Annotated in this window: 22 protein-coding genes; 8 read left to right on the plus strand and 14 right to left on the minus strand. The window is 55.8% G+C overall.

Translation table 11 applies throughout. From position 1 onward, the window contains the following. The first annotated feature begins 51 nt into the window (after nt 1-51). Together trpD and trpC are read left to right on the plus strand one after the other, a co-directional pair. Nucleotides 52-1,101, plus strand: a complete 1,050-nt coding sequence (gene trpD, locus ACJJI0_RS17820) for an anthranilate phosphoribosyltransferase (protein WP_444883648.1) — start codon at nt 52-54, stop codon at nt 1,099-1,101. Further along, entirely contained in the window at nt 1,095-1,892 is a 798-nt protein-coding gene (trpC, locus tag ACJJI0_RS17825; RefSeq protein ID WP_444885950.1) for an indole-3-glycerol phosphate synthase TrpC, read from the plus strand. The genes trpD and trpC overlap by 7 nt, the downstream gene beginning before the upstream one ends. Before the next feature lie 111 nt (nt 1,893-2,003). Here the strand turns inward: trpC and crp are convergent, their stop codons facing one another. Further along, complete coding sequence (gene crp / locus ACJJI0_RS17830) at nt 2,004-2,654, minus strand: cAMP-activated global transcriptional regulator CRP (protein ID WP_051089460.1); 651 nt, start codon at nt 2,652-2,654, stop codon at nt 2,004-2,006. Nucleotides 2,655-2,955: 301 nt separating this feature from the next. On the opposite strand from crp, the gene ACJJI0_RS17835 reads away from it, so the two are divergent. Continuing rightward, nucleotides 2,956-3,363, plus strand: a complete 408-nt coding sequence (locus ACJJI0_RS17835; RefSeq protein ID WP_252084368.1) for an OsmC family protein — start codon at nt 2,956-2,958, stop codon at nt 3,361-3,363. Between the two features lie 85 nt (nt 3,364-3,448). On the opposite strand, the gene coq7 is transcribed toward ACJJI0_RS17835, so the two are convergent. From coq7 to ACJJI0_RS17890, 11 genes are all read right to left on the minus strand, one after another. Continuing rightward, the gene (coq7, locus tag ACJJI0_RS17840) at nt 3,449-4,093 is read right to left on the minus strand and encodes a 2-polyprenyl-3-methyl-6-methoxy-1,4-benzoquinone monooxygenase (RefSeq protein ID WP_444883649.1); all 645 of its coding nucleotides are present in this window, start codon (nt 4,091-4,093) and stop codon (nt 3,449-3,451) included. 55 nt (nt 4,094-4,148) lie between these two features. Then, nucleotides 4,149-5,447, minus strand: a complete 1,299-nt coding sequence (gene purD, locus ACJJI0_RS17845; protein WP_444883650.1) for a phosphoribosylamine--glycine ligase — start codon at nt 5,445-5,447, stop codon at nt 4,149-4,151. Between the two features lie 213 nt (nt 5,448-5,660). Continuing rightward, nucleotides 5,661-7,232: a bifunctional phosphoribosylaminoimidazolecarboxamide formyltransferase/IMP cyclohydrolase gene (gene purH, locus ACJJI0_RS17850; RefSeq protein WP_444883651.1), complete on the minus strand. Its 1,572-nt coding sequence runs from the start codon at nt 7,230-7,232 to the stop codon at nt 5,661-5,663. Between the two features lie 147 nt (nt 7,233-7,379). Further along, complete coding sequence (gene fis, locus ACJJI0_RS17855; protein WP_152451046.1) at nt 7,380-7,688, minus strand: DNA-binding transcriptional regulator Fis; 309 nt, start codon at nt 7,686-7,688, stop codon at nt 7,380-7,382. Continuing rightward, complete coding sequence (dusB, locus tag ACJJI0_RS17860; protein WP_444885951.1) at nt 7,685-8,623, minus strand: tRNA dihydrouridine synthase DusB; 939 nt, start codon at nt 8,621-8,623, stop codon at nt 7,685-7,687. Before dusB ends, fis begins: the two co-directional genes overlap by 4 nt. Before the next feature lie 248 nt (nt 8,624-8,871). After that, a complete protein-coding gene (locus ACJJI0_RS17865; protein ID WP_444883652.1) occupies nt 8,872-10,176 on the minus strand; it encodes a DUF3426 domain-containing protein in 1,305 nt (434 codons plus the stop codon). Nucleotides 10,177-10,251: 75 nt separating this feature from the next. Further along, the gene (prmA, locus tag ACJJI0_RS17870; protein ID WP_444883653.1) at nt 10,252-11,133 is read right to left on the minus strand and encodes a 50S ribosomal protein L11 methyltransferase; all 882 of its coding nucleotides are present in this window, start codon (nt 11,131-11,133) and stop codon (nt 10,252-10,254) included. 135 nt (nt 11,134-11,268) lie between these two features. Beyond that, nucleotides 11,269-12,609, minus strand: coding sequence for an acetyl-CoA carboxylase biotin carboxylase subunit (gene accC / locus ACJJI0_RS17875; RefSeq protein WP_444883654.1), 1,341 nt, complete (start codon nt 12,607-12,609; stop codon nt 11,269-11,271). A gap of 15 nt (nt 12,610-12,624) precedes the next feature. Then, nucleotides 12,625-13,095: an acetyl-CoA carboxylase biotin carboxyl carrier protein gene (gene accB / locus ACJJI0_RS17880; protein WP_444883655.1), complete on the minus strand. Its 471-nt coding sequence runs from the start codon at nt 13,093-13,095 to the stop codon at nt 12,625-12,627. 24 nt (nt 13,096-13,119) lie between these two features. Next, a complete protein-coding gene (gene aroQ / locus ACJJI0_RS17885) occupies nt 13,120-13,575 on the minus strand; it encodes a type II 3-dehydroquinate dehydratase (RefSeq protein ID WP_444883656.1) in 456 nt (151 codons plus the stop codon). A 259-nt stretch (nt 13,576-13,834) separates the two neighbouring features. Beyond that, complete coding sequence (locus ACJJI0_RS17890) at nt 13,835-15,631, minus strand: protein-disulfide reductase DsbD family protein (protein ID WP_444883657.1); 1,797 nt, start codon at nt 15,629-15,631, stop codon at nt 13,835-13,837. Nucleotides 15,632-15,760: 129 nt separating this feature from the next. On the opposite strand from ACJJI0_RS17890, the gene ACJJI0_RS17895 reads away from it, so the two are divergent. The 4 genes from ACJJI0_RS17895 to ACJJI0_RS17910 all read left to right on the plus strand — a co-directional run bounded on the left by ACJJI0_RS17895 (nt 15,761) and on the right by ACJJI0_RS17910 (nt 19,498). After that, nucleotides 15,761-16,486: an N-acetylglucosaminyltransferase gene (locus ACJJI0_RS17895; RefSeq protein ID WP_444883658.1), complete on the plus strand. Its 726-nt coding sequence runs from the start codon at nt 15,761-15,763 to the stop codon at nt 16,484-16,486. Then, complete coding sequence (locus ACJJI0_RS17900; RefSeq protein ID WP_444883659.1) at nt 16,483-16,965, plus strand: copper chaperone PCu(A)C; 483 nt, start codon at nt 16,483-16,485, stop codon at nt 16,963-16,965. The genes ACJJI0_RS17895 and ACJJI0_RS17900 overlap by 4 nt, the downstream gene beginning before the upstream one ends. Before the next feature lie 30 nt (nt 16,966-16,995). Beyond that, nucleotides 16,996-17,565: a YajG family lipoprotein gene (locus tag ACJJI0_RS17905; RefSeq protein WP_444883660.1), complete on the plus strand. Its 570-nt coding sequence runs from the start codon at nt 16,996-16,998 to the stop codon at nt 17,563-17,565. 178 nt (nt 17,566-17,743) lie between these two features. Beyond that, entirely contained in the window at nt 17,744-19,498 is a 1,755-nt protein-coding gene (locus ACJJI0_RS17910) for an EAL domain-containing protein (protein WP_444883661.1), read from the plus strand. A 53-nt stretch (nt 19,499-19,551) separates the two neighbouring features. Here ACJJI0_RS17910 and ACJJI0_RS17915 read toward each other — a convergent pair whose 3' ends face one another. Then, nucleotides 19,552-20,550 carry an adenosine kinase gene (locus tag ACJJI0_RS17915; RefSeq protein WP_252084382.1) on the minus strand — a complete coding sequence of 333 codons (999 nt, stop codon included), beginning with the start codon at nt 20,548-20,550 and terminating at the stop codon, nt 19,552-19,554. Nucleotides 20,551-20,922: 372 nt separating this feature from the next. On the opposite strand from ACJJI0_RS17915, the gene mrcB reads away from it, so the two are divergent. Continuing rightward, a complete protein-coding gene (mrcB, locus tag ACJJI0_RS17920) occupies nt 20,923-23,487 on the plus strand; it encodes a penicillin-binding protein 1B (RefSeq protein WP_444883662.1) in 2,565 nt (854 codons plus the stop codon). A gap of 40 nt (nt 23,488-23,527) precedes the next feature. On the opposite strand, the gene hemB is transcribed toward mrcB, so the two are convergent. After that, the gene (hemB, locus tag ACJJI0_RS17925; protein ID WP_444883663.1) at nt 23,528-24,538 is read right to left on the minus strand and encodes a porphobilinogen synthase; all 1,011 of its coding nucleotides are present in this window, start codon (nt 24,536-24,538) and stop codon (nt 23,528-23,530) included. Nucleotides 24,539-24,585: the final 47 nt, after the last annotated feature.

Below are 24,585 nucleotides of genomic sequence, written 5' to 3' on the forward strand. Positions count from 1 at the left end.
AGTTAATTACGCTTCGCACCAATCAATATTGAGCGGGACAAGGGGGGCACAATGAATATACAAAATGCTATCGCCAAGCTGGTGGATGGAGAGCATTTGAGTCGTGAGGAGATGCGTGAGACTGTAGGCCAAATCATGCGCGGTGAAGCCCTGGAAGCGCAGATAGGGGCCTTGCTGATCGCGTTGCGCATTCGCGGTGAAACTGTCGACGAGATCGTCGGTGCGGTGGAAACCATGCGGGCACTGGCCACTAAGGTTGAACTCGACCTTGAGAATACCGTAGACATCGTCGGCACCGGCGGAGATGGCGCAAATCTATTTAATGTATCCAGTGCCAGTAGTTTTGTTGCAGCTGCAGCTGGGGCCAGAGTGGCCAAACACGGCAACCGCTCGGTGTCTTCCAGTAGTGGCTCCGCCGATTTGCTCGAACGCGCCGGGGTTTATCTGGATTTAAGCGCGGAGCAAATGGCCCGCTGTGTGGAAACGCTCGGTATCGGCTTTATGTTTGCGCCCAGTTTTCATAGCGCCGTTCGTCATGTAGGCCCAGCGCGCAAAGCGCTGGGGCTGCGCACTATTTTTAATCTGCTCGGCCCCATGACCAACCCCGCCGGAGTTAAGCGCAAGGTTATTGGTGTTTATGAGAAACGCTACTGTCGTTTGTTGGCTGAAGTCCTGCAACGACTTGGTTCTGAGCACGTGCTGGTCCTGCACAGCGATGACGGCCTCGACGAAGCCAGTATCGCCGCGGATACTTTTGCGGTGGAATTGAAAGATGGTGTTATTAGTGAGTTTACTCTCTGCCCAGAAGCCTTTGGTCTGTCCCGCCAAAGCCTGGATGGCTTGATCGTTGCGGGTGCCGCAGAGTCTCTATCCTTGATTCGCGATGCATTGGGTAAACGTGAAACTGAGGCAGGGAAAAAAGCTGCAGATATTATCGCCCTGAATGCCGGCCTGGCGATTTATGTCAGCGGCACCGCAAATACGGCAGAGCAGGGTGTCGCCATGGCGCAGGACGCCATCGATAGCGGTTTGGCCGCAGAAAAAATCAATGACCTGGCCGCCTTTACCAGCGCCTTTCGCCCCGAGGAAGTGAAATCGTGAGCACACCGACCATTTTGAAAACTATTATCGAGCGCAAGTGGCAGGAAGTGGCGGAGCGCAAATCCCAATGCAGTCTGGAAGAAATACGTCTGAGCGCGCAGGACCAACCACCGGCGCGGGGATTTGTCGCGGCATTGGAATACAAAATCGCCGAGGGTGAAGCCGCAGTGATTGCGGAAATCAAAAAGGCCTCCCCCAGTAAGGGGGTGATTCGCGAGGACTTTCTTCCCGCAGAAATTGCGACCAGTTATGAGAGAGGTGGCGCGGCATGCTTGTCGGTACTCACCGATAGGGATTTTTTCCAGGGCGATGACAGTTATTTGCAGCAGGCGCGCAACGCGGTTCGTCTACCGGTTTTGCGTAAGGACTTTACCGTGGACCCTTACCAGGTGTTTGAGGCGCGCGCTATTGGAGCTGACTGCATCCTGCTCATTGCCGCCTGCCTGGAAGATCAGCAAATGCAGGAACTCAATGGTTTGGCCCTGGAACTGGGATTGGATGTGCTGGTGGAAGTGCACAATCGCGCAGAGCTGGAGAGGGCGTTGGCTCTCCCCAACCGTCTAATTGGAATTAACAATCGCAATCTGCACACCTTTGAGGTGCAGCTGGAGAACACTTTTAAACTGCTCAATCTGATTCCCAAGGACCGCATTGTTGTAACAGAAAGCGGTATCCACACGACGGATGATGTCGCGGCCATGCGCGGACACAGCGTTGATGCATTTTTGGTTGGCGAGGCTTTTATGCGCGAGGAAGAACCGGGACGAAAATTGATGGAGATGTTTAACTGAGTGCTAGTGGGGTTTTAGAAAGTTAGCTAGATAAAATCACAGACACAAAAAAGGGCGATTGATTATATCGCCCTTTTTTGTGTCTGTGGTATTTGACTCTGGGACAGGTATTTAACGGGTGCCGTAAACCACCATGGTTTTACCTTTGACCGACACCAAGCCCTGCTCTTCCAGGGTTTTCAACACGCGCCCAACCATCTCACGGGAACATCCAACAATACGGCCAATTTCCTGGCGAGTGATCTTGATTTGCATGCCTTCTGGGTGGGTCATCGCATCGGGCTCATTACACAGGTCTAAAAGGGTGCGCGCCACACGACCGGTAACATCAAGAAAGGCTAGATCGCCAACTTTTCGAGTGGTATTGCGCAGGCGCCCGGCCATTTGTGTGGCTAGAGCGAACAGGAATTCTGGGTGCTGACGAGTCAGTTCCTGGAATTTGGTGTAGGAGATTTCCGCAACCTCACACTCGGTTTTGGTGCGCACCCAGGCGCTGCGGGTGTCCTGATCAAACAGCCCCATTTCACCGAAAAAGTCCCCGTCGTTTAGATAGGCTACGATCATTTCGCGGCCCTCGTCATCTTCGATTAAGACGGTGACTGAACCGCGCATAATGAAATAGAGGGACTCACAGCGGTCGCCGGCATAGATAATCGTGCTCTTGGCCGGATAGCGTCGCCGGTGGCAGTGGGCCAGAAAGTCTTCAATATTGCCGATAGTCATGGGGTCTTCGATAGCAACCGTCACGGATTTATTCCTCATTTTTTGTCTCGTGCTCTATCCCGGCTTTAGCAGCTGAGCACTATTGAATTATCGCGCGAAAAAACAGTCCCCAACAGAGGTTGGTCGCGGCAAAGTTCCGCAGTGTGACCTGTGACACTCTGGCGCGGGTGCGATTGGACTGCAAGCGGGCTATTGCGTTCACTGACGAAGGGGGAAACTTCAGTAGCGAACATTTCGCGCGGAGGTGTTGTGGACACTATACCGGAAATACTCTGCCTGTCAGGATAATCTTGTACTCTGTGCTAAGCTTCGTGGCTTGAATTTCAGCGGGAGCATGGCAATGCAGGGCAAGGTAACCTGGGTTAATGATTTGACCTTCGTCGGCGAAGCCGGCAGTGGTAATTCGGTCGTGATGGAAGGGGGGCGCACTAATAACGGTGTGCGCCCGATGGAGATGATCCTTCTCGGAGTTGGCGGCTGTGCAGCCTATGATGTGGTTTCCATTTTACAGAAGGCGCGCCAGGATATTATTTCCTGTCATTGCGAATTGAATGGCGTTCGCCCGGATACCACCCCATCACCTTTTGAGCGAATTGAAATGGAATTTGTTGTGCGAGGCCGGGGAATAAAAGAATCCCATGTAGCCCGCGCTGTGGAGCTATCTGCAGAGAAATATTGCTCTGCTTCAATTATGTTGCGCAATGCGGGAGTGGAGATCGTGCATCGCTATCGAGTAGAAGAAGTCTAAGCAATACTCAGATAAAGAAAAGGCCTGCTCAAAAGCGGTTGCTTTTAGCGGGCCAGTCAATTTTTACGAACCGGTTATTAATATTTTAAATTTTGTAACTGGCTGAGGTCATCACCTTGGCTACCAGAGACATAGCGCCTTTCACCGGTGCTGGGAAACGTTTGCCTCCGGCGGCTAGCGCGGCATGAGCGTGTTCGCTCTCATCGACCAGCATTTGCTCCACTACGGCGCGACTGCGTTTGTCCTGGGCTGGAAGCTTCTGCAGGTGACTCTCCAGGTGTTCGCAGACCCTTTCTTCTGTCGCTGCGACAAATCCCAGACTGATGCGATCGCTGATTTTGCCGGCGGCGGCACCCAGTCCAAATGACAATCCATACCAGAGTGGATTGAGCAGGCTTGGGCGGCTGTCCAGTTCTTTGAGGCGCTGCTCACACCAAGCCAGGTGGTCGATCTCCTCATCTGCAGCACGCTCCATTTCACCGCGCACCTCGGGCAGTTTTGCTGTGAGTGCCTGGCCTTGGTAGAGGGCCTGAGCACAGACTTCGCCGCTGTGGTTGACCCGCATCAGACCGGCGGCGTGCTTGCGTTCGGTATCGCTGAGCTCGGCCTCCGCTTCGCCTTTGGCCGGAGATGGGCGCCCATGACAGGGCTCGCCGGGACTCAGAGTGCGCAGGGCGCGGTCAGCCTGAATCAGCAGGTGATCGAGGCCACTCAAATTGCGTTCACTCATGTTTATGACTTCCTCTGTATGGCGGTAGTCAGCCCTACCGCCATGCTGGGTAAAACTACTTATCGCTACTAGTCTGTTCTCTTTCGACCGCGCGATAACCGATATCTTTCCGGTAAAAGACACCTTCCCAATAGATGGCGCGGGCAGCTTCATAGGCATTGGCCTGAGCTTCGGCGACAGTGCCGCCCAATGCGGTGGCGCAGAGTACGCGGCCGCCGTTGGTGACCACACGCTCGCCGTCCAGGGCAGTACCAGCGTGGAAGACTTTGGCATTATCGCCGTCAGCTTTCTCAAGCCCACTAATGGCATCGCCCTTGCGGTAACTGCCGGGATAGCCATGTGCGGCCAGTACCACTCCAAGTGATGGGCGTGGGTCCCATTCAGCCGTCACGCTATCGAGCTTTTTGTCCAGTGCGGCCAGGCAAAGATCTACCAGGTCGGATTTCAGACGCATCATAATAGGCTGGGTTTCGGGGTCGCCGAAGCGGCAGTTGTACTCGATCACTCTGGGAGAACCCTGCGGATCGATCATCAGGCCGGCGTAGAGAAACCCGGTATAAGGCGTACCCTCAGCGGCGAGACCTTTTACTGTGGGTTCAATCACTTCTTGCATAATGCGCTGATAAACACTGTCGGTCACTACCGGTGCGGGAGAGTAGGCACCCATGCCGCCGGTATTGGGGCCAGTATCGCCGTCACCGACGCGTTTGTGGTCCTGGCTGGTGGCCATGGGCAGGATATTCTCCCCATCTACCATAACGATAAAACTCGCCTCTTCACCCTGCAGGAATTCCTCGATCACTACTCGGCAGCCAGCGTCGCCAAAGGCATTGCCGGAGAGCATATCGCGCACAGCCAGCTCGGCCTGCTGCTCGGTTTCGGCGACGATGACGCCTTTACCAGCGGCGAGGCCATCGGCTTTGACTACGATGGGTGCTCCGCGTTCACGAATATATTCGATGGCTGGTTCAACTTCGGTGAAATTGCGATAAGCGGCGGTGGGGATCTTGTGGCGCTCAAGGAAATCCTTGGTGAAGGTCTTGGAGCCTTCCAGCTGTGCAGCGCCTTTGCTGGGGCCAAAGATGGCGAGGCCACGCCCGTTAAAGAAATCTACAATGCCGTCAACTAGTGGCGCCTCGGGGCCGACGATAGTGAGTTCCACGCCGTTTTCCTCGGCGAAGTCCGCCAAAGCAGGGAAGTTGTCGACACCGATGGCCAGATTCTGCACTTTGCCTTCGCGGGCGGTGCCGGCATTGCCTGGTGCTACAAACACAGTACCCACTTTGGGGTTTTGCGCGGCTTTCCACGCTAGGGCGTGCTCGCGGCCACCTGAGCCGATGATTAATACATTCATTCTTAAATCCCCCTAAGTCGACCACTTGGGTCCATTGGACAGGTATCAGGTGCGCTAGTTTAGCGCGGAATCGTTGCAGGTGGTGTTACACGCCTGCAATAGGCGCCTCTTTGATAGTGGGCGCTGGGAACTACTCGATAACAGTGACGCAGAGGATGCGTCACTGTCACGAGTCTCCTTGAAGCGAGAGAGTGCTTCGTGGAGAGTGCCGGTTTAGTGGCGGAAGTGGCGCATGCCGGTAAAGACCATGGCCATATTGTGCTCATCGGCTGCGGCGATCACTTCCTCATCGCGCATGGAGCCACCAGGCTGGATAACCGCCTGGATGCCGACAGCGGCGGCGTTATCAATACCATCGCGGAAGGGGAAGAAAGCGTCGGAGGCCATCACGGACCCTGCAATGGCGAGGCCGGCATGCTCGGCCTTGATGGCGGCGATACGCGCGGAGTTTACACGGCTCATCTGGCCTGCGCCTACACCGACAGTGCGACCGTCTTTGCCGTATACGATGGCATTGGATTTTACAAACTTGGCTACTTTCCAGGTAAACAACAGATCGCGGATTTCTTCTTCAGTGGGCTGGCGCTTGGAGACTACTTTCAGGTTGGCAGCGGTGATCAGGCCGTCGTCGCGGTCCTGAACCAGCAGGCCGCCATTAACGCGCTTGTAGTCCAGTGCCGGGGTGCGCTCGTTGCTCCACTGGCCGCATACCAGCAAGCGCAGATTCTTCTTCTCAGCAACGGCCTGTTTGGCCTCTTCGGAGACTGACGGTGCGATGATGACTTCAACAAACTGTCGCTCGACGATCGCGCGGGCAGTGGCGCCATCCAGTTCGCGGTTGAAGGCGATGATACCGCCAAAGGCGGATTCGCTGTCGGTGGCGAAAGCCAGGTCGTAGGCCTTGTGAATATCTTCAGCAATTGCCACACCACAGGGATTGGCATGTTTAACGATCACGCAAGCGGGTTGCTCGAAGGACTTAACACACTCCAATGCGGCATCGGTATCGGCGATATTGTTGTAGGACAGCTCTTTACCCTGCAGCTGGGTGGCAGTGGAAATGCTGGCCTCAGCCGGGTTGGCTTCGGTGTAGAAAGCGGATTTCTGGTGCGGGTTCTCACCGTAGCGCAGATCCAGTTTCTTGATAAATTGGCTGTTGTAGGTGCGCGGGAACAGCTGCTTTTCCTCGCCTTTAATGGCACCCAGGTAGTTGGCGATAGCGCCGTCATAGCCCGCCGTGTGCTCGAAGGCTTTTACCGCCAGGTCAAAGCGGCTGGCGTGGCTCAGTGCACCGTCGTTAGCTTTCATTTCCTCGATGATGCTGCCGTAATCGCTGGCATTGACCACGATAGTGACATCTTTGTGGTTCTTCGCCGCTGCGCGAACCATGGTGGGGCCGCCAATATCGATATTCTCGATAGCGTCCTCAAGGGAACAGTTAGGCTTGGCTACGGTTTGAGCGAAAGGGTAGAGGTTGACCACAACCATATCGATGGGGGTGATACCGTGCTCGCCCATGATGGCGTCATCGGTGCCTCGGCGCCCCAGAATACCGCCGTGTACCTTCGGATGCAGGGTCTTGACGCGACCGTCCATCATCTCGGGGAAGCCGGTATAGTCGGAAACTTCTACGACTGGAATTCCGGCTTCTTTGAGCTGGCGGTGGGTGCCACCGGTGGAGAGGATTTCTACGCCCATTGCGGAGAGCTGTTGGGCGAACTCTACGATGCCACTCTTGTCAGAGACACTAATTAAAGCGCGGCGGATGGAAACCTTGTCTGTCATTGCACTAGATCCAACTGGTTTTCGGAAAGATGTTTAAAGGGTTTATGCGGGTTGTTCTCTGTGGCAACGAATAAAATTGCTGCCGGGAAAATAGCGAAGGGGGATGAGTTACCTCATCCCCCTTCAGAATTTCTCTCGGTGGGAAGCTTACAGCAGGCCGTAGCGCTTCAGCTTCTTGCGCAGAGTACCACGGTTGAGACCCAGTAATTGCGCGGCGCGGGTCTGGTTGTGGCGAGTATATTTCATCACCACTTCGAGCATGGGCGCTTCGATCTCCGACAGCACCATGTCATAGACATCGGTAACCATCTGGCCATCCAGGTGGCGGAAATAGTTCTCCATCGCGTGCTCAACGGCATCGCGCAGGGACTGTTGTTGCGGCTGTGCCAGCTGCGTCTGCCCCCTGGAGGATACTTCTTCGCTGCCAGTATCCGGAATCAATACTTCATTATTCATGCCGCTTGTGCCCCTCTCGTTATTCGGCGTTCAAACCACTCGTGAACGCTGGCATGTTGTACTTCTGCGCTCTCTATTTGGAAAAAGGTCTTGCGGAAGGACTCGCTGTCCGCGAGTGTCTTCAAGTACCAGCCCACGTGTTTGCGGGCGATACGGACCCCCATCACCTCACCGTAGAATCGGTGCAGTTCACCCAAGTGGGTGAGCAGTATTTTTCTTACTTCGTCCAATGTTGGTTCGGGCAGCCGCTCGCCGGTGGCGAGGTAGTGGGCTATCTCCCGAAAAATCCAAGGTCGTCCCTGTGCGGCACGGCCAATCATGACCGCCGCTGCACCAGTGTAATTGAGCACCTCGCGGGCTCTATCGGCACTGGTTATGTCGCCGTTGGCAAAAACTGGGATTCTTACCCTGGATACAATATCGGCAATGGTATCGAATTCAGCCTGTCCGTGGTAGCCGCAGGCACGAGTGCGACCGTGAACCGCCAAAGCAGCGATACCAGCATCCTCGGCCATTTGAGCAACGGTGACGCCATTACGGGAATCCGTACACCAGCCGGTGCGGATCTTAAGCGTCACCGGGACGGAGACAGACTGGACCACGGCCTGTAATATATCCGCAACCAGCTTTTCATCCCGCAGCAGAGCGGAGCCCGCCGCTTTCTTACACACTTTTTTTGCCGGGCAGCCCATATTTATATCAATGATTTGCGCGCCGCGACGCACGTTCTCCCGAGCGGCCTGAGCCATCATCTCGGGATCACCACCGGCAATTTGTACCGATATGGGAGCTGCCTCACCACCGTGGTCCAGACGCAGTCGTGACTTGCGGCTATTCCACAGACGCGTGTCTGAGGTCACCATCTCCGATACCACCAAGCCGGCGCCGAGTTGGCGACACAGTTGACGGAAGGGGCGATCAGTAACTCCGGCCATTGGCGCCAAGATTACCGGGTTGTCGATAATGTAGGGGCCTATAGCAATAGACACGATAGCTCCGTTTGGGCTTTGGAAGGGCGTTCTGGGCCCAGGCAAAAAGGCCGCCTATGATAACGACTGCCCCGGCGTTGGCAAAGCGAAAAAGCGGGCAAATTGATCGATCCCTGTGCGTTTAGCTTGCAGAGTGGTCAATTTTAGTGGCTTTGCACGCCAGGGTGACCAATGTCTTGGCGCTCAAACCTTCCTCAAGGAGCGATTTTCATCTCGTAGTTCACCGCCTCGGCCCCTGGATCGACCACCTCAATGGCAATGTGAATAGGGCTGCCCTGGGGCATTAGCTTGCGCCCAGCCAACTCCCCTTGTAAATACTCTTGGGGACTAAAGCGGCGACTCGCTACCGCTTTATTTTTCAGGTCGCTGAAATTTAACAGCAAATTGGGAAACGCCTGGGGGTAGGGCGCTGTATTTAGCAGCACAGCGTCCACAATCAGAGCGCCCTCCAACTGGGGATGGCTGCGCACCATTAGGTTGGAGGCCTGGATCGCTCTGGCATCGCGTAATGGGGGGAGAGCACAGCCGAATAGTGGGCAGGCTACAGCGTAAATTTTGCGCCATGGTTGCTGCTTGCTGAGACGGTCGAACTGAAAGTAGCCCACTTGAACCAACAGTAAAATTACCAAAGCTGGCAGGAGAAGTCGCCACAGCCAGGGGCTCACCGCTTTCTTCGATGGTGTCGCACCCCAGCTCATTTCCAGCGGGGCAGGTTGAATGGCGGAGATCAGCTGTTCGCGAGCGGGCTCGGCTTGCGGCTCAGGAGTGTCCTCAGCTTCTGTGGCAAAGTAAGGCTCCCTGCGTTGACCACTTGCCTCAGGCTGGGATATAGGGAATATCTCTTCGGAGCTAGGGGGCGTCTCGGATGTTGATTTTAGATCGCTGGGCTCTGTGGCAGTTGTTTGCGCCTCCAGGGGCTGTTCCCAGGGATCCAGGTCATTGAGGCTATCGTTTTTATGGGTGGTGTCCCGATTGTCATAATCGGTGTCAACCCTATTGCCTGTAGTACTGTTATCGAAGTCGGGTACATCGTCCCAATCCGGTTTGAGTACCGACTCTAGGTCTTCCTCCTGGGCTTCCTCGTGGTGGTTTTCTTCTTGTAGCTCCTGCCACTCGTTATCGCCAAATGCGTCACCAATGAGGCTCTCGGAATTCGCGGGTGGTGCTTCGGGCTGGGTGTCTTCTGCGGGTTCCCCGGCTTCAAAATCGATGGGAGGCTGCTTTGCATTGGCGCTGTTGGGGGCTGCCTTATCCGCATCCGCCGGATCGTCGTCTTCCAGCTCGATATCGTCATGAATCAGGAAGTCATCGTCTTCCAGAAGAGTTTCCAGATCACTGCGTGTGTCGGGGCCATTGTCATTAAAGACAATGTTCTCATCTGCACGGAAAACTTGCAGGCAGGAACCACAGCGCACAGCGCCACGGGCAGCGCGCAGCTGCTGGTCATTAACGTGAAATGAGGTGCTGCAATGGGGGCAGCGGGTTACCAGTTGAGACATTCGACTATGGCGCAGTTTATTTTGCGCTCAAGTTTATCAGTCTGCCCGGTCCCCGCGTAGTACTGGCTAGCGTATTTAGCGAATACGGGTACCACTCAGGCGTACCCAACCCTCGTGCTCCGCATCCTCATCGAAATCGATCTGGTCTGAGTAGGCAGTTTTTACTTGTTCGGCCTGGGAGGCGAGGATACCGGACAGGCAGATACGCCCGCCGATTTTGGTCAGCGCAATCAGCTGCTTGGAGAGCTCTACCAATGGGCCGGCAAGGATATTGGCTAGCATGAGATCGGCGGCTTCCTGAGGCATCTGTTCTGGCAAATAGACTGGGAAGCGCTGCGGGTCTATGCCGTTGCGCACCGCGTTGTCGCGACTGGCAATCAGAGCCTGTGGATCGATATCGGTCCCCATGGCGCATTTGGCTCCGAGTAGCAAGGCGCCGATGCCAAGGATGCCGGAACCACAGCCAAAGTCGATGGCGCTCTTATCCTGCAAGGGCTCTTGTGCCAGCCAACGCAAGCACAGGTAGGTCGTGGGGTGGGTGCCGGTGCCGAAGGCGAGTCCAGGGTCCAGTAGCAGGTTGACCGCCTCCGGTTGAGGCGGCTCGCACCAGCTGGGGCAGATCCACAAGTTGTCGCCGCACTGAATGGGTTTATAGTGAGACATCCACTCGCGTTCCCAGTCTTTATCCTCAAGTTGGTCCCAGCGGGCATTGGGTAGGAGTTCGCAAAGGAAGGAAGCTGCTTTGGCCTCGGTGACAGCAGTGTCGACCTCGGCATCGAACAGACCGGTAACCCGTGTTTGATCCCACAGGGGTACTTCGCCGAGTCCGGGTTCGAGAATGGGTTGGTCTGCGTTGTCTTGCAGGGTAACAGATACGGCACCGGCAAAAAGCAGTGCATTTTCAATTTTGTCCGCTTGGGCACGATCGGTGTCGACGCGGAGTTGTAGCCAGGGCATAGGGATTCCGTGGTGAGTAACTGCTATTGGGTGGAGTGGCCACCCTACTTTTGCGATGTCCGCCGCCATCCCTGGCGTTCGGCATCATCGTATTGTGGCCGCAATTCTCTCCAACTTTGCCCTGGCTGGCGAGGGTTAGAGTCCCAACTTCTTCTCCAGGTAGTGAATATTGACGCCACCCTTGGCAAAGGCCTCATCGCGTACCAGATCCTCCTGCAGGGGGATATTGGTCTTGATGCCATCAATAACCAGCTCAGATAGGGCTACGCGCATGCGTGCCAGTGCGGTTTCGCGGTCCTCGGCGTAGGTGATCAACTTGGCGATCATCGAGTCGTAGTTGGGGGGAACCGTATAACCCGAGTAGAGGTGCGAATCGACCCGCACACCCAGGCCGCCGGGCATATGAAAGTTGTTGACCTTGCCGGGACTGGGGAAGAAAGTCTGGGGATCTTCCGCATTGATACGGCACTCAAAGGCGTGCCCGCGAACGACAATATCCTCCTGCTTGAGAGAGAGCTTCTCTCCAGCACAGACACGAATCTGTTCCTTGATCAGGTCTACGCCAGTCACCATTTCAGTAACAGGGTGCTCAACCTGAATACGTGTGTTCATCTCGATAAAGTAGAAGCGTTCATTCTCGTAGAGGAACTCGAAAGTGCCGGCGCCGCGGTAGCCGATATCGATACAAGCTTGCACGCAGGATTCGTGTACCTGTTCACGCACGGCATCGGGGATTCCGGGAGCTGGAGCTTCTTCTAGTACCTTTTGGTGACGGCGCTGCAGGGAGCAGTCGCGATCCCCTAGGTGAATGGCATTACCCTGTCCGTCGGACATTACCTGGACTTCGACGTGGCGTGGGTTCTGCAGAAATTTCTCGAGGTATACGGTGCCATCACCGAAGGCAGCTTGAGCCTCAGACTTGGTAACAGCGATAGCGTTGATCAGGTCTTCGGCGCGCTCCACGACACGCATACCGCGACCACCGCCACCGGCGGCGGCCTTGATAATGACTGGATAGCCGACTTTTTCGCCTATTTCTAGGCAGCGCTCGCTATTTTCGGGTAGGGGACCATCGGAGCCGGGTACGGTGGGGACGCCTGCCTTTTTCATGGCGGCGATGGCGGATACCTTGTCACCCATCAGGCGAATGACATCCGGGTCTGGGCCGATAAAAGTGAAGCCGCTTTTTTGTACTTGCTCGGCGAAGTCCGCGTTTTCTGCGAGGAAGCCGTAGCCTGGGTGCACGGCTACTGCATCGGTGATCTCCATAGCGGAAATCAGGGCAGGAATATTCAGGTAGCTCTGCGGCGAGGGGTTGGGACCAATACAGACAGATTCATCGGCCAGGCGTACATGCTTGAGATTGCGGTCCACCAAAGAGTGAACCGCAACTGTGGCGATGCCCATTTCTTTGCAGGCGCGCAAAATCCGCAGGGCGATTTCACCGCGGTTGGCGATCAGGATTTTGTCGAACATAGTGACTTACCCCACTCAGACGATGGTCACGAGCGGCTGATCGAACTCTACCGGCTGGCCATCTTCGAGCAGAACGGAATCGATGGTACCGGCCTTGTCGGCTTCGATCTGGTTCATCATTTTCATGGCTTCAACGATGCACACGACGTCGCCGACTTTAACCTGCTGGCCAACTTTGACGAAGGGCTCGGCGCCGGGGCTGGGAGCTGCGTAAAAAGTGCCCACCATCGGGGATTTCACCGCATGGCCGCTGATCGTTGGCTTGGATTCTTTTTCTACCGCCGCCGGGGTTGGTGCAGCTTGGGCTGGTGCAACAGGAGCAGGTGCCGGGGCCATTGGAGCCGTGTAAATTGGAGCAACCGGTTGATTTGCACCGCTGACCCCGCGGCTGATACGCACCGATTCCTCGCCCTCTTTAATTTCCAGCTCGCCGATATCCGATTCTTCGAGCAGCTCAATTAGTTTTTTAATTTTGCGGATATCCATAGTTCTTTCACTCGCAGGTTTGATTCATTGATTTTGAGACGCCATACCCAGTTGGTGTATGGCCGCCTGAAGTGCCAGGGTGTAGCTGTGTGGTCCGAAGCCACACACCACACCTCGGGCTAAATCGGATAGATAGGAATGGTGCCTAAATGCCTCGCGGGCATGAGGATTGGAAAGGTGTAACTCGATAAACGGTATGGCAACGCCCGCTAAAGCATCTCGTAAAGCCACGCTGGTGTGGGTGTAGGCGGCGGGATTGATTACGATGAAATCCACGCTGGTATTGGCGGCTAAGTGGATGCGTTCCACCAAGGCAGACTCGCTATTGCTCTGGAGGGTTTCCAGCTGGTGGCCTGCAGCATCACATTGGCGCTCGGCGGCCTGATTGATTTCCGCAAGGGTGGCGGCGCCGTAGATATGCGGCTCGCGACTGCCGAGGAGGTTGAGGTTGGGGCCGTGCAGGAGAAGAATTTTAGCCATAGTATGCCCTGGGGAAAGTTGCCGAAAAACCCAAAAAAATGGTCTAAAGTTGGCTATCTTGCGGGCAAACTCGAATTTTTGGCCTATTTGCCCGAGTGCTTTAGGCGAGTGTGCCGCAAAAGTGACTCCCTGTCCATGCCTGCTGGGCAGTTTATCGAAGTTAGCGGCAGTTCGGCGATATTTGCCTAAAAATTAGCGCAAAATATCCGCAATGTGGCCTTTTTACCCTTGGGATTGGCTACAAAGGCGGCAGTTTCCTTTAAGGGGCAGAGGATCTACTGAGTTCGCTCCCGGCAGCGGCTTCCAGCTCCATCAATAGCTCCTCGCGGGAGAGGATTTGCGGCAGGATTTTGGCCTCGCCACCACTGGCGGGGTAAAGCAAGTAAAGCGGCACGCTGGTACGGCCGTATTTCGCCAGGAGCTCGCTGATATGTGGGTCCTGATTGGTCCAGTCCCCTTTAAGAGCTACTACCCCTAGTCTCTCAATGGCGTCGCTCACAGCATCACTCGACAGCACCACTTTCTCATTGGCCAAGCAAGTAATACACCAAGCCGCGGTCATATTGGTTAGCACTGGACGCCCCTCCCTCCGCGCTGTCTCGAGCCGTTCGGCGGAGTAGGGCTGCCAGTAGTCACTGGTCTGTTGAAGTGCTTGGGGGGCAGTACTGAGGCGTGGCAGTAGCATTAGCGCAAAGCTCAGGGCCACAACCGCCAGCGAGCCCCGCAGCCAGTGCCACTGAGGGCTGGGCCAAAGCCATAGCGCAAAGGCGATTGCCACAGCGCCGCTGAGAACCAGAGCGATACCATCGCCACCAGTCTGACGTCCCAATACCCACAGCAGCCACACTGCGGTCAAGTACATGGGGAAGGCCAGTAGTTGCTTTAAGCGATCCATCCAGGGGCCGGGGCGTGGTAGCTTGTCCACTAAAGCGGGAATATAGGTGAGCAGCAGGAAGGGGGCGGCCATACCGGCGCCAAGGGCGGCAAAAACACTGAGCGCCACGGCTGGAGATTGTGTGACTGCAAAGCCCAGCGCCGAGCCCATCAGGGGCGCGGTGCACGGGCTGGCCACGAGTGTGGCCAGGGCGCCGGAGGTAAAGGAGCCGCGCAACCCCTGACTGTTACTTAAATTGTTACCAACGCCCATCAGGCTGCTGCCGATTTCTGTGACACCGGACAAGCTGAGCCCCATGATAAAGAACAGGTAGGCCAATGCGGCTACCAACCAGGGAGACTGTAGCTGGAACCCCCAACCTATCGCCTCACCGCCGGCGCGCAATGCCAGCATGGTGGCGGCTATGGCGACAAAGCTGAGTACAACACCGGCGGAGTAGGCCCAGCCGTGATGGTGACGTTGATTGGCATTCTGTGCTGTCTGGCTAACTGCCAGCAGTTTGATTGAAAGCACTGGAAAAACACAGGGCATTAGATTGAGTAGCAGGCCGCCGGCAAAGGCGAAAAGTAGTGCCAGGGGGAGGGTGATGGCGCTGGCGTTACTCCCCTGAGGTAAGGAGCTGCCACCTGTATTTTGGGGAGAAGAATTTTGCGGGCCTCCCTCAATAGACTGGATGCTTCCCGAGCCAATATCCACGCGATAGTGGCGTACCTCTGGTGGGTAGCAGAGCCCCGCATCGGCGCAGCCCTGATAGTGCAGTTCTAATTGTAAGTTATTGGCGCTGTCGTTGAGGGGAATGGGGAATTCCAGCTGGCCGCGATAGACCTCGGTTTCCTTCTCAAAATACTCATCCCAGATAACTTCACCGCTGGGGAGATTCAGTGGAACTGCGGTCTTTTGTCCGTTTTCTACAAGGTAAAGGGCAAGTTTGTCGCGATAGAGATAGTACTCTGGAGCTATTTCAAACAGCGCACTGAGCTGGTTGCCACTCAGCAGTAGGTCCTGCCGGTAGGCTTCGTCTACTGGCAGGAAGGTATTTTGCTGCTGGCCGATAGAAGACGCAAAAGGATTACTTTCTGCCTGCGCAAAAGCGTTGGTTGTGGATAGGCATAGCAATATTGCCAGCAGTGCGAGGAAATTATTTCTGAAACTTTTGGTCATCACAGCCATAGATGAAAAAATTCATTATAGTCGGGCGCATGGTTCTGACTGCTGCGCCGGACGGGGGTTCAGTCGCGTCAGCAGTATAGCGATGCTAGTGGTACAAAAAAACAACAGCGGAGAATTGCTTTGCCGTCACTTGAACGCCTTCACAGCTTTGCTATCTGCCTCTTGATGGCGGCGTTACTTGGTGCCTGTGCTTCGCAACAACCGCCTCCCCCGGCGCCCAGTCCACCTCCGCTGAAAGCTAAACCATCCGTTAATGAGGTGCGGCGTAACAATGTGGCTTACTTCTTAAAGCGTGCTGAACAGGCGCTACGCAAAGGCCATCTTACCAAGCCTGCCGGCGCCAGTGCCTATGACTACTACCTAAACGTGCAGAAGTTGGACCCTGGAAATCGTAAGGCTCAGACCGGAATTCAAACAATTGTGGTCACCTACGTTGAGCGTGCCCGGGAAGCGCTGCGCAGGCGTGCTTTTACTGAAGTGGGCGGCCTACTACAGCGCGCAGAAATGCTGGCTCCGGGGAATCCTTTGGTGGCTGAGGTGCGTACACAGCTAGTCCATGAGCGCGGCCGCGCACAGCTGGATCTACCACAGGGAGAGGCTATTGGCCTGCCTGCGGCTGGGCTGCGGGCGAGATCGGAAAATTTGGTCACACAGCTGCGCCAAGTGGCCCAGCGTATTCGCAGAGAACAACTACGCGTCATAATTGTCACCGGTAATGACGCGGAAGGTCGCTGGGTTTACCAGCAGCTGCGTGAAGCGGTGCCCGGTTATCGGGTGCGGGGGGATATAAAGATTGGCAGTCCCGCGCGTTTACTTCTTATTAAACCCAGTGGAGGGGTCCAGTGAAAAAGCCAAATGTATTTGTGTGGATTCTGCTTTCCAGCAGCCTTTTGTACACCTTGGGGGCTTTGGCCCTCACCCAGTCTCTTATGATTGAGGGTTATGCCAGAGAGACTCCGCCGGGAGCACCTATGAGCGCGGCGTACCTCTCCCTGCACAACACTGGCAAACAACCGCTGCAGTTGACTGCGGTGGAGTTGCCCGGAGGGGGGGACGGGGCTGTCAATTTGCATACCACTGAGCGTGAGCGGGGCGTCAACCGTATGCGTCCACTGGAGAAACTGTCGATTGCCGCTGGAGAGAAACTACAGATGATGCCAGGTGGTATCCACTTGATGATTCACGGGGTGCGCCTTCAGGCTGGAGATACACTGCCCCTACGCCTGCTTTTTGACGACGGAAGTAGTTTGGAGGTCGTGGTTCCGATCATGGGGCGTGATGGACTTGAAAAAGATCACCACCATCATCATGGCGGTGCTGGATAAAAAAATCCTGTTGAAGTAAAGGTAAGAAAAATGAAGAAGTTATTGTTATGGGTGGGGGCTCTGGTCGTGGCTGGGTGTGCTCACAGCCCGCTGCAAATCCAATTGTATCCACAGGTTCAGGTGGCTCCCGAATCCATTGGTTCGGGCTATAGCCTCAATGTTCGCGGTGTTAATGAACTATCCGGTGGGGGGCTCGGTTCTCTAGGCGGGGTCTATGCAGACACATCTCAGGTGAGTATTGCCAACGATGCAGGTAGTGCTATCGCCGCAGGGTTGAGCCAGGGTTTTGCCAATTGGTCATTCCGTATCACCGACTCAGCACCTGAGGTGCAGGTGACGGCGAAGTTGGTGAAGCTAACGTATAACAGCCCCAATCAGGTTTACACCACCCAGGTGGATACCTCTGCTGAGATTCACTTGGAGGTTAAAGTGGGCCATGCCACCTATTTTGGAACTTACAGTTCCTCTGGCAAAGACCGCAATCTGATTAAGCCCAGCCGCGAAGAGGTGGAAAGCCGGGTAAATGGCCTGCTGAGTGCGACTATGCAGCGGGTATTCGAAGATGAGAAACTGAAAAAATTCTTGCGCGCAAATCTTTGAATGTGCAATTTAGGGATCTACTGAAGTGAGCCGGCTGGAGGCTGGATAATTGAATACAATCGGCGATTTTGGGCGATGATAAGGCTATTTTTAGCCATTTCTTGCGGTGACATCCCTACAAGGGCTACGCCAGTCACCCTTTTCCAGGGATATTTCGGTTTCCACTGGGAGTGTGGCTGTGGCCTTATTTGACACTCAATCCGCCGAATACCTCGGTTTGTTGGGGGAGCTGGAGGCTCAACTCAAACCCTGTGAGCAGATCAGCCTACAGGCTGCTGAGGCGGCGCTGGGGGAGATTGCCGATGGAGTGATCGTCACCGATCCCCGCGGTATTGTGCAATATGCCAATCCGTTGGTCAGTGAGATGAGTGGTGACCTGGTTGGACTCCTGCCTGGTCAGCCTGTGAACGAGGGCCTGCGGCTTCGCGATAATCAGGGCACCCTATTGCCTGCGTTGATACCAGATTCCCCTTCTCACGAAGTACCCAGCGTGCGGGAGGTTCGCGCCTTTATTTGGAGACTCGGGGAAAATCGTCCACCGCTGGAAGTCTCTGTGCAGGTGATGGCTTTGTGGGATGCCGGCACATTAAAAAATTATGTGTTGGTCTTGCGGGATACCTCTGCTGCCCGACGAGTGTCTACTCGCCTGAGCTGGCAGACCAGCCACGATGCGTTAACCCGCTTACCCAATCGGCAGTATTTCGAGAGCGAATTGCAAAAGCTCCTGTCACAGTGCGTCGATAAGCGTCAGCATCATGTACTCCTTTACTTGGATGTTTATCAATTCAAAGTAATCAACGACACGCTGGGTTTTGTCGCCGGTGACCAGTTGTTGGTGCAACTGGTTGCATTGCTACAGAAGGGTTTATCTGGGGCCGATTTGTTCGCGCGTGTGGGCAGTGATGAGTTCGCTATTTTGCTACGGGATTGTACGCTCGAAGAGGGCGGGCGGGTGGTTGCGCGTCTGCGCGAATCTGTTCAAGAATTCAGCTTCCACTGGCAGGGTAATGATAGCCGTGTAGCGATATCAATTGGGGTGGTGGGTGTGGACCGATTCACTCCCAGTGCCAGCCAGCTGCTGGCAACCGCCAATGATGCCTGCTGCTCAGCCAGGGATCAGGGGCGCAACCGGATAAAGTTGTTTGGAGATTCGCGCAAGGCGTTGGAAAAGCGTCGTGAGTCCACTTGGGTTGCAGAAATTCACGCTGCCCTGCGAGAGGATCGCTTGATCCTCTATCGGCAGCCGGTGGTCTCCCTGAAAGGGGAGCGCCAGATTCATCACTATGAAATTCTGGTACGCATGCGCGGGCGGGATGGAGGTGTGATCTCGCCGGGCTTGTTCCTACCCGCGGCGGAGCGCTATGGCCTAATTGAGGAGGTAGATCGTTGGGTTATTCAGCGCGTGTTCCGTTATATGGCCCAGGAGCAACTGATCGGTATTGCTAAGGCCAGCTATGCCATCAATATTTCCGGTATCAGTTTGGGCGATGATACGTTTGCGGACTTTGTACTCGCATCAATGAGTGAGGAGGGTGTAACGCCTTCAAGGGTACAGTTTGAGATTACCGAGACCAGTGCCATCAACAACCTTGAAAGGGCTCTGATTTTTATCCACAAGCTGCGCGCTGCGGGTTGTAGTTTTGCCCTGGACGACTTTGGCCGCGGAGTTTCTTCGCTGGCTTACCTGCGTCAGTTACCGGTGGACTTCCTCAAAATCGACGGGAGCTTTGTACGCAATATGCTTGAGGATGAGATCGACAGCGCGATGGTCAGTACCATTGATCACCTGGCAAAGCGTATGGGGATCAGCACTATCGCCGAGTATGTCGAGAGCCCCGAACTGATGGATAAACTCTGTCGTATGGGGGTGGATTACGCCCAGGGCTTCGGTATTGCTGCCGCTTCGGGATTGCCCGATATTGGTGAGCCCTAAGGGTTTATAGCTGAGCGGCCGGTAAAGGCCGCTCCCAATCTCTACCGCTGACTTCAGATAACCGCTGCCAATAATTCTGGATGTTGCTCTGCTTGTAGTCGTGGACCGTATTGGCTGACCACCTGGGCGGCGGCGCGGCAGGCGAGTTCGCCGGCCTCGGCAAAGCCCATCTCCCGGTTGAGTGCATACAGAAATGCGCCTGCGAACATATCGCCGGCACCGTTGGTGTCTATTGCGCGCACCTGCGGGCTGGCAACTCGGTATTGCTTGGTGCCATCCCACAGTAGCGCACCATCGGCGCCCAGAGTGATGGCAAAGCTGCGGCAGTAATCGCTCATTGCTTCTGCCGCAGCATCCAGTGAGTCGGTGCCGGTGAAGCCCAGGGCCTCATCGCGATTGCAGAACAGCATATCTACGCCGCCGCCGATCATTTCTCGCAAGCCCTCGCCAAAGAATTGCACCATTGCCGGGTCTGAAAGGCTCAGCGCGGTTTTCACACCTGCTTGCTGGGCCTGTTCACGCAGAGTGATAGCGGCGCGGCGCCCAGTTTCGGAGGAGACCAGATAACCTTCGATATAGGCCCACTTGGAGGCTTTCAGGGCTTCGCTATCCAGTTCGGCTACCGAGAGTTGCTCGCTGATACCCAGGTAGGTATTCATACTGCGCTCGGCATCGGGGGTAATCATTACCAGGCACTTACCGGTAGTGCCGCCATCTGCTTGCTGCAAAGTGGTTGGATAGTCAACGCCAGCGGCGCTGAGGTTGCTGCGATAGAAATCTCCGTTATCGTCGGCGGCAACTTTGCAGGAATAGAAAGTGTTCAGGCCAAAATAGCTGGCGGCGATAACTGTATTGGCACCAGAGCCACCACAGGCGCGTTTGGCGGTGATCATGTGGTCCCGAAGGTCGTCTACCAGCTGTTTCTGCCGGGCATCGTCGACTAGGGTCATAATTCCCTTTTCAACACCGAGCTCCGCAAGATCCTTGTCGGATACCTCAATTTCCGTGTCCAAGAGGGCGGCGCCGATGCCGTAGAGATCATATTGCTGCATATCCATCCTTTTCGGGCGATTTGTATAGATTTCCGCCGCATTATGGCTGTGATTATGGCAAGTGCAAGGTGGTTGGTTTGACTTAAAGCGGTCAGCGTTTATAAAGGCGTCATATGCCTCAATATGAACTTATAGGAGGCAATTGCGGTCAATCCTCGAACAGGTACTTTGTGTGCTTGTGGTATGACTACCGGGATACTCAGCCCGGATTCTGGCGGTTCACGGATGTTCCCCAAGGCGCCGGTTCAGGCGTCTACGGCAAGATACCAGCGGAGCTGCCACCTGCTGGTGTCCTGCCTGTGATAGTGATGAGGCTCCTGAAGATCCCCACTGTCTAGAGATGTACCGAGATGGCAGCTGGAAAACTCTTATATGGCCTCGACGAAACGCCGGCGCAGTAAAGCGTCAAAACCGAAAAGACGCTACCGCTGGTTAAAGTTCTTATTCCTGCTGGCCCTGGTGGGGGCAATGGCCCTTGCCGGCTATATGGCATACCTCGACGTACAGCTGCGGGAGCGTCTCGATAGCCGCCAGTACCAGTTGCCGGCGCGGGTTTTTGCGCGCCCTCTGGTACTGCGGGAAGGCATGGCAATGCACCCGGATGAGCTGGAAAGCGAGTTTGCCGCCCTCAACTACCGCAAACAAAAGACTCTGACGGAACCTGGCGCCTGGACACACGAGGGGATGAATTACCGGGTCTGGCGCCGGGACTTTATTCATGCCGATGGCCGTGAGCCGGCGGCTATGGTTACTTTCCGCCTGCGTAACGATGAAATTGACAACCTGCGCGATGAAGATGGGCAGCGTATCGCCGAGTTCCGCCTGGATGCCGCTAATATCGGTTCATTGCTGGGGGGCGGAGACGATCGCAACCCGGTGCGTTTCAAGGATATCCCGCCGTTGGTGGCGAATACCCTGATAGCGGTGGAAGACCAAGACTTCCTCAACCACTTCGGCATCTCTCCGCGAGGTATTGCCCGCGCAATGGTGGCGAATATCAAGGCAGGGCGCCTGGTGCAGGGCGGCTCAACCATTACTCAGCAGCTGGTTAAGAATATCTTTTTCGACCATAAGCCGAGCCTGCAGCGCAAGATCAATGAAGCCTTGATGGCGGTATTGATGGAGATTCACTACGACAAGGGTTATATCCTGCAGGAGTACATCAATGAGGTGTGGTTAGGCCAGCAGGGAGCCAGAGGTATTTATGGCTTTGGCCTGGCATCGGAGTTCTATTTCCAACAGCCGCTGGATACTCTAGAGCCCCATCAGGTCGCCCTGCTAGTGGGGCTGGCCAAGGGTGCCTCCTACTACAACCCTTGGCGCCATCCCCAGCGCGCATTGAAGCGTCGCAACACCGTTCTGGAACTGATGCGCGAGCAGGGCCTGATTACCCAGGCAGAGTTCGAGCACTACTCCGCCAAACCACTGGGTGTGGTGAAAGGCGGTGTAACCGCACAGAATCCCTACCCGGCCTTTACCGAGCGCCTGCTCTCAGAGCTGCGTCCTTATTACTCCTACGAGGAGCTGCGCACCACCGGTTTGCGGGTTTATACAACCCTTGCGCCGTCGGTGCAGAAACTCGCGGAAGAGTCCATCAGTCAAGGCGTACAGAAATTGGAGAAAGATCGCAAAATTAAGGCGAATACTCTTCAGGCTGCCACGGTATTGCTAGATAACAACACGGGTAATGTGTTGGCCATGGTGGGAGACCGCGATCCGGATTATCCCGGCTTCAATCGAGCCCTGGAGGCGCGCCGCCAGGTGGGTTCTCTGATCAAACCGGCAGTCTTCTTAACTGCCTTGGAGCGTCCCGAAGAGTACAACCTGGCAACCTTGATCGACGATGCGCCAGTGCGAATTGAGGAAGCCGATGGCGATGTATGGATGCCGCAGAACTTCGATAAGCTCGCCCACGGTCAGGTACCTCTCTATGTCGCCTTGGCCAAGTCTTACAATCTGGCTACTGCCCATCTGGGGCTCAATCTGGGACTGCAGAATGTGCGTCAGACAATTCGACGTCTGGGTGTAGATACCAGTCTGCCGCATGTGCCTGCAATGTTGTTAGGCGCAGTGGAGATGACGCCATTTGAGGTAGCAGGCATGTATCAGACCATCGCCAATAATGGCGAGACGGTGCAACCGCGCACTTTGATGGCAGTATCCGATGCACAGGGAGGGCGGGTACAGCACTTCCGTCCGCGCACTAATCGCGGTGTCGATCCGGTGCCCGCCTACCTATTGCGCTGGGGGCTGGAGCAGGCGATGCGCGAAGGCACCGGGCGCAGGTCGGCCAAGCGTCTGCCCAGTAGTGTGCCCTTTGCCGGTAAGACGGGTACTACCAACAATAACCGTGACAGCTGGTTTGCAGGGTTTTCCCCTGAGGTTACCGCCGTGGTGTGGCTCGGGCGCGATGACAACGTACGCACCCGTCTAACCGGTTCTACCGGAGCTCTGCCGATCTGGACTGAAATCATGCGCAAGTTGCCCCATCAGCATGGTCCTGTCGAGGCACCGCGGGGTGTTGAGTTCAAAGAGGTGAATGCGCGCGGGCAGTTTATGGACCCGGATTACTGTCGGGGCGGCTATGAGATTCCCTTCTCCGACGAAACCCACTTGCAACCTGCGCCTGAATGTCGCGGGCGCGACCGCTGGCGCTGGTTCCGCAACCTGTTTGGCAATGAGCGCTCCGAGGCGGCTCCAAGGGAACAGATGACACCGGGTTGGGGCAATGATACAGAGCGGCGCCAATATGAAAGTGAGCGCCGCCATCAAATGCGAGAGCAGTTGCGCCGTGATGATGCGGAGACATTGGGTGGGGATTCCAGCCTGGAGCCTTTGGAGCTCCCTCGCGGACAGTCCACAGAGGTGGACTACCGGGGTGTCCCCGTTGAGGAGGCCCAGCCGGTGGGCCCCGCGCTGGAAGACCAATGGCCCTGAACCGGTGGCGCGGCGCAGGCCGCGCAAAATTTACAAGGGTTCAGTCCTGCACTAGCTGTGCGGCCTCCTCGGCAAAATAGGTGAGGATTCCGTCCGCGCCCGCGCGCTTAAACGCCAATAGGGACTCGAGAATTACTGCCTCGCGCTGCAGCCAGCCATTTTCAAACGCGGCGCAGTGCATGGCGTACTCGCCGCTTACCTGGTAGGCAAAAGTGGGTACTCGCAGCTCTTCTTTTACCCGGCGCACGATATCCAAATAGGGCATACCGGGCTTCACCATCACCATATCCGCACCCTCTTGCAGGTCTAGGGCGCACTCGTGTAAGGCTTCATCGGAATTGGCGGGGTCCATCTGGTAACTGGCTTTGCTGCCCCCCTTGAGGTTACTCGCGGAGCCGACAGCATCGCGGAAGGGGCCGTAGTAGGCGGAGGCGTATTTGGCAGCATAGGACATGATCAGGGTATTGCTGTGCCCGGCGCCTTCAAGTGCTGTACGAATAGCGCCGACACGGCCGTCCATCATGTCTGACGGCGCTACCATATCCGCCCCAGCTGCGGCGTGGGACAGTGCCTGCTGTACCAGTACCTCAACCGTCTCATCATTAACGATATAGCCGCTGTGATCCATCAAGCCATCCTGACCGTGGCTGGTGAACGGGTCCAGGGCCACATCGGTAATAACCCCTAACTCCGGCACGGCATTCTTCAATTCCCGCACGGCACGTTGGGCCAGACCATTGGCATCGTGGGCAGCGCTGGCGCAGTCGGATTTTACCGAGGGGTCCACTACGGGAAACAGCGCGACGGCGGGAATACCGAGCTGTTGAAGAGACTTGGCCTTATTGGCCAACAGGTCCACACTGAGGCGCTCGACACCGGGCATCGAAGCCACCCTCTGAGTTTCGCTGCGCCCCTCGATGACAAACAGGGGCAGGATCAGGTCGTCGCAGCTGAGCTGATTCTCCCTCACCAGTCGACGGGAAAAATCCTGCGCGCGCAGGCGGCGCAAGCGGGTGTTGGGGTAGGCTCCGCGGCCGAGATTTTGACTCATAGGGAATTACTCCGGCTATCGATAAGGCCGCAGCAATCCCGCGACCG

The organism is Microbulbifer mixtoriginis (SeqCode) (assembly GCF_052466695.1).

Bases quoted from the DNA above. Each gene is read 5' to 3' on its own strand.
- trpD (WP_444883648.1), top strand. From the start codon at position 52: ATGAATATACAAAATGCTATCGCCAAGCTGGTGGATGGAGAGCATTTG.
- crp (WP_051089460.1), bottom strand. From the start codon at position 2,654: ATGAGGAATAAATCCGTGACGGTTGCTATCGAAGACCCCATGACTATC.
- ACJJI0_RS17835 (WP_252084368.1), top strand. From the start codon at position 2,956: ATGCAGGGCAAGGTAACCTGGGTTAATGATTTGACCTTCGTCGGCGAA.
- coq7 (WP_444883649.1), bottom strand. From the start codon at position 4,093: ATGAGTGAACGCAATTTGAGTGGCCTCGATCACCTGCTGATTCAGGCT.
- purD (WP_444883650.1), bottom strand. From the start codon at position 5,447: ATGAATGTATTAATCATCGGCTCAGGTGGCCGCGAGCACGCCCTAGCG.
- purH (WP_444883651.1), bottom strand. From the start codon at position 7,232: ATGACAGACAAGGTTTCCATCCGCCGCGCTTTAATTAGTGTCTCTGAC.
- fis (WP_152451046.1), bottom strand. From the start codon at position 7,688: ATGAATAATGAAGTATTGATTCCGGATACTGGCAGCGAAGAAGTATCC.
- dusB (WP_444885951.1), bottom strand. From the start codon at position 8,623: ATGGCCGGAGTTACTGATCGCCCCTTCCGTCAACTGTGTCGCCAACTC.
- ACJJI0_RS17865 (WP_444883652.1), bottom strand. From the start codon at position 10,176: ATGTCTCAACTGGTAACCCGCTGCCCCCATTGCAGCACCTCATTTCAC.
- prmA (WP_444883653.1), bottom strand. From the start codon at position 11,133: ATGCCCTGGCTACAACTCCGCGTCGACACCGATCGTGCCCAAGCGGAC.
- accC (WP_444883654.1), bottom strand. From the start codon at position 12,609: ATGTTCGACAAAATCCTGATCGCCAACCGCGGTGAAATCGCCCTGCGG.
- accB (WP_444883655.1), bottom strand. From the start codon at position 13,095: ATGGATATCCGCAAAATTAAAAAACTAATTGAGCTGCTCGAAGAATCG.
- aroQ (WP_444883656.1), bottom strand. From the start codon at position 13,575: ATGGCTAAAATTCTTCTCCTGCACGGCCCCAACCTCAACCTCCTCGGC.
- ACJJI0_RS17890 (WP_444883657.1), bottom strand. From the start codon at position 15,631: ATGACCAAAAGTTTCAGAAATAATTTCCTCGCACTGCTGGCAATATTG.
- ACJJI0_RS17905 (WP_444883660.1), top strand. From the start codon at position 16,996: ATGAAGAAGTTATTGTTATGGGTGGGGGCTCTGGTCGTGGCTGGGTGT.
- ACJJI0_RS17915 (WP_252084382.1), bottom strand. From the start codon at position 20,550: ATGCAGCAATATGATCTCTACGGCATCGGCGCCGCCCTCTTGGACACG.
- mrcB (WP_444883662.1), top strand. From the start codon at position 20,923: ATGGCCTCGACGAAACGCCGGCGCAGTAAAGCGTCAAAACCGAAAAGA.
- hemB (WP_444883663.1), bottom strand. From the start codon at position 24,538: ATGAGTCAAAATCTCGGCCGCGGAGCCTACCCCAACACCCGCTTGCGC.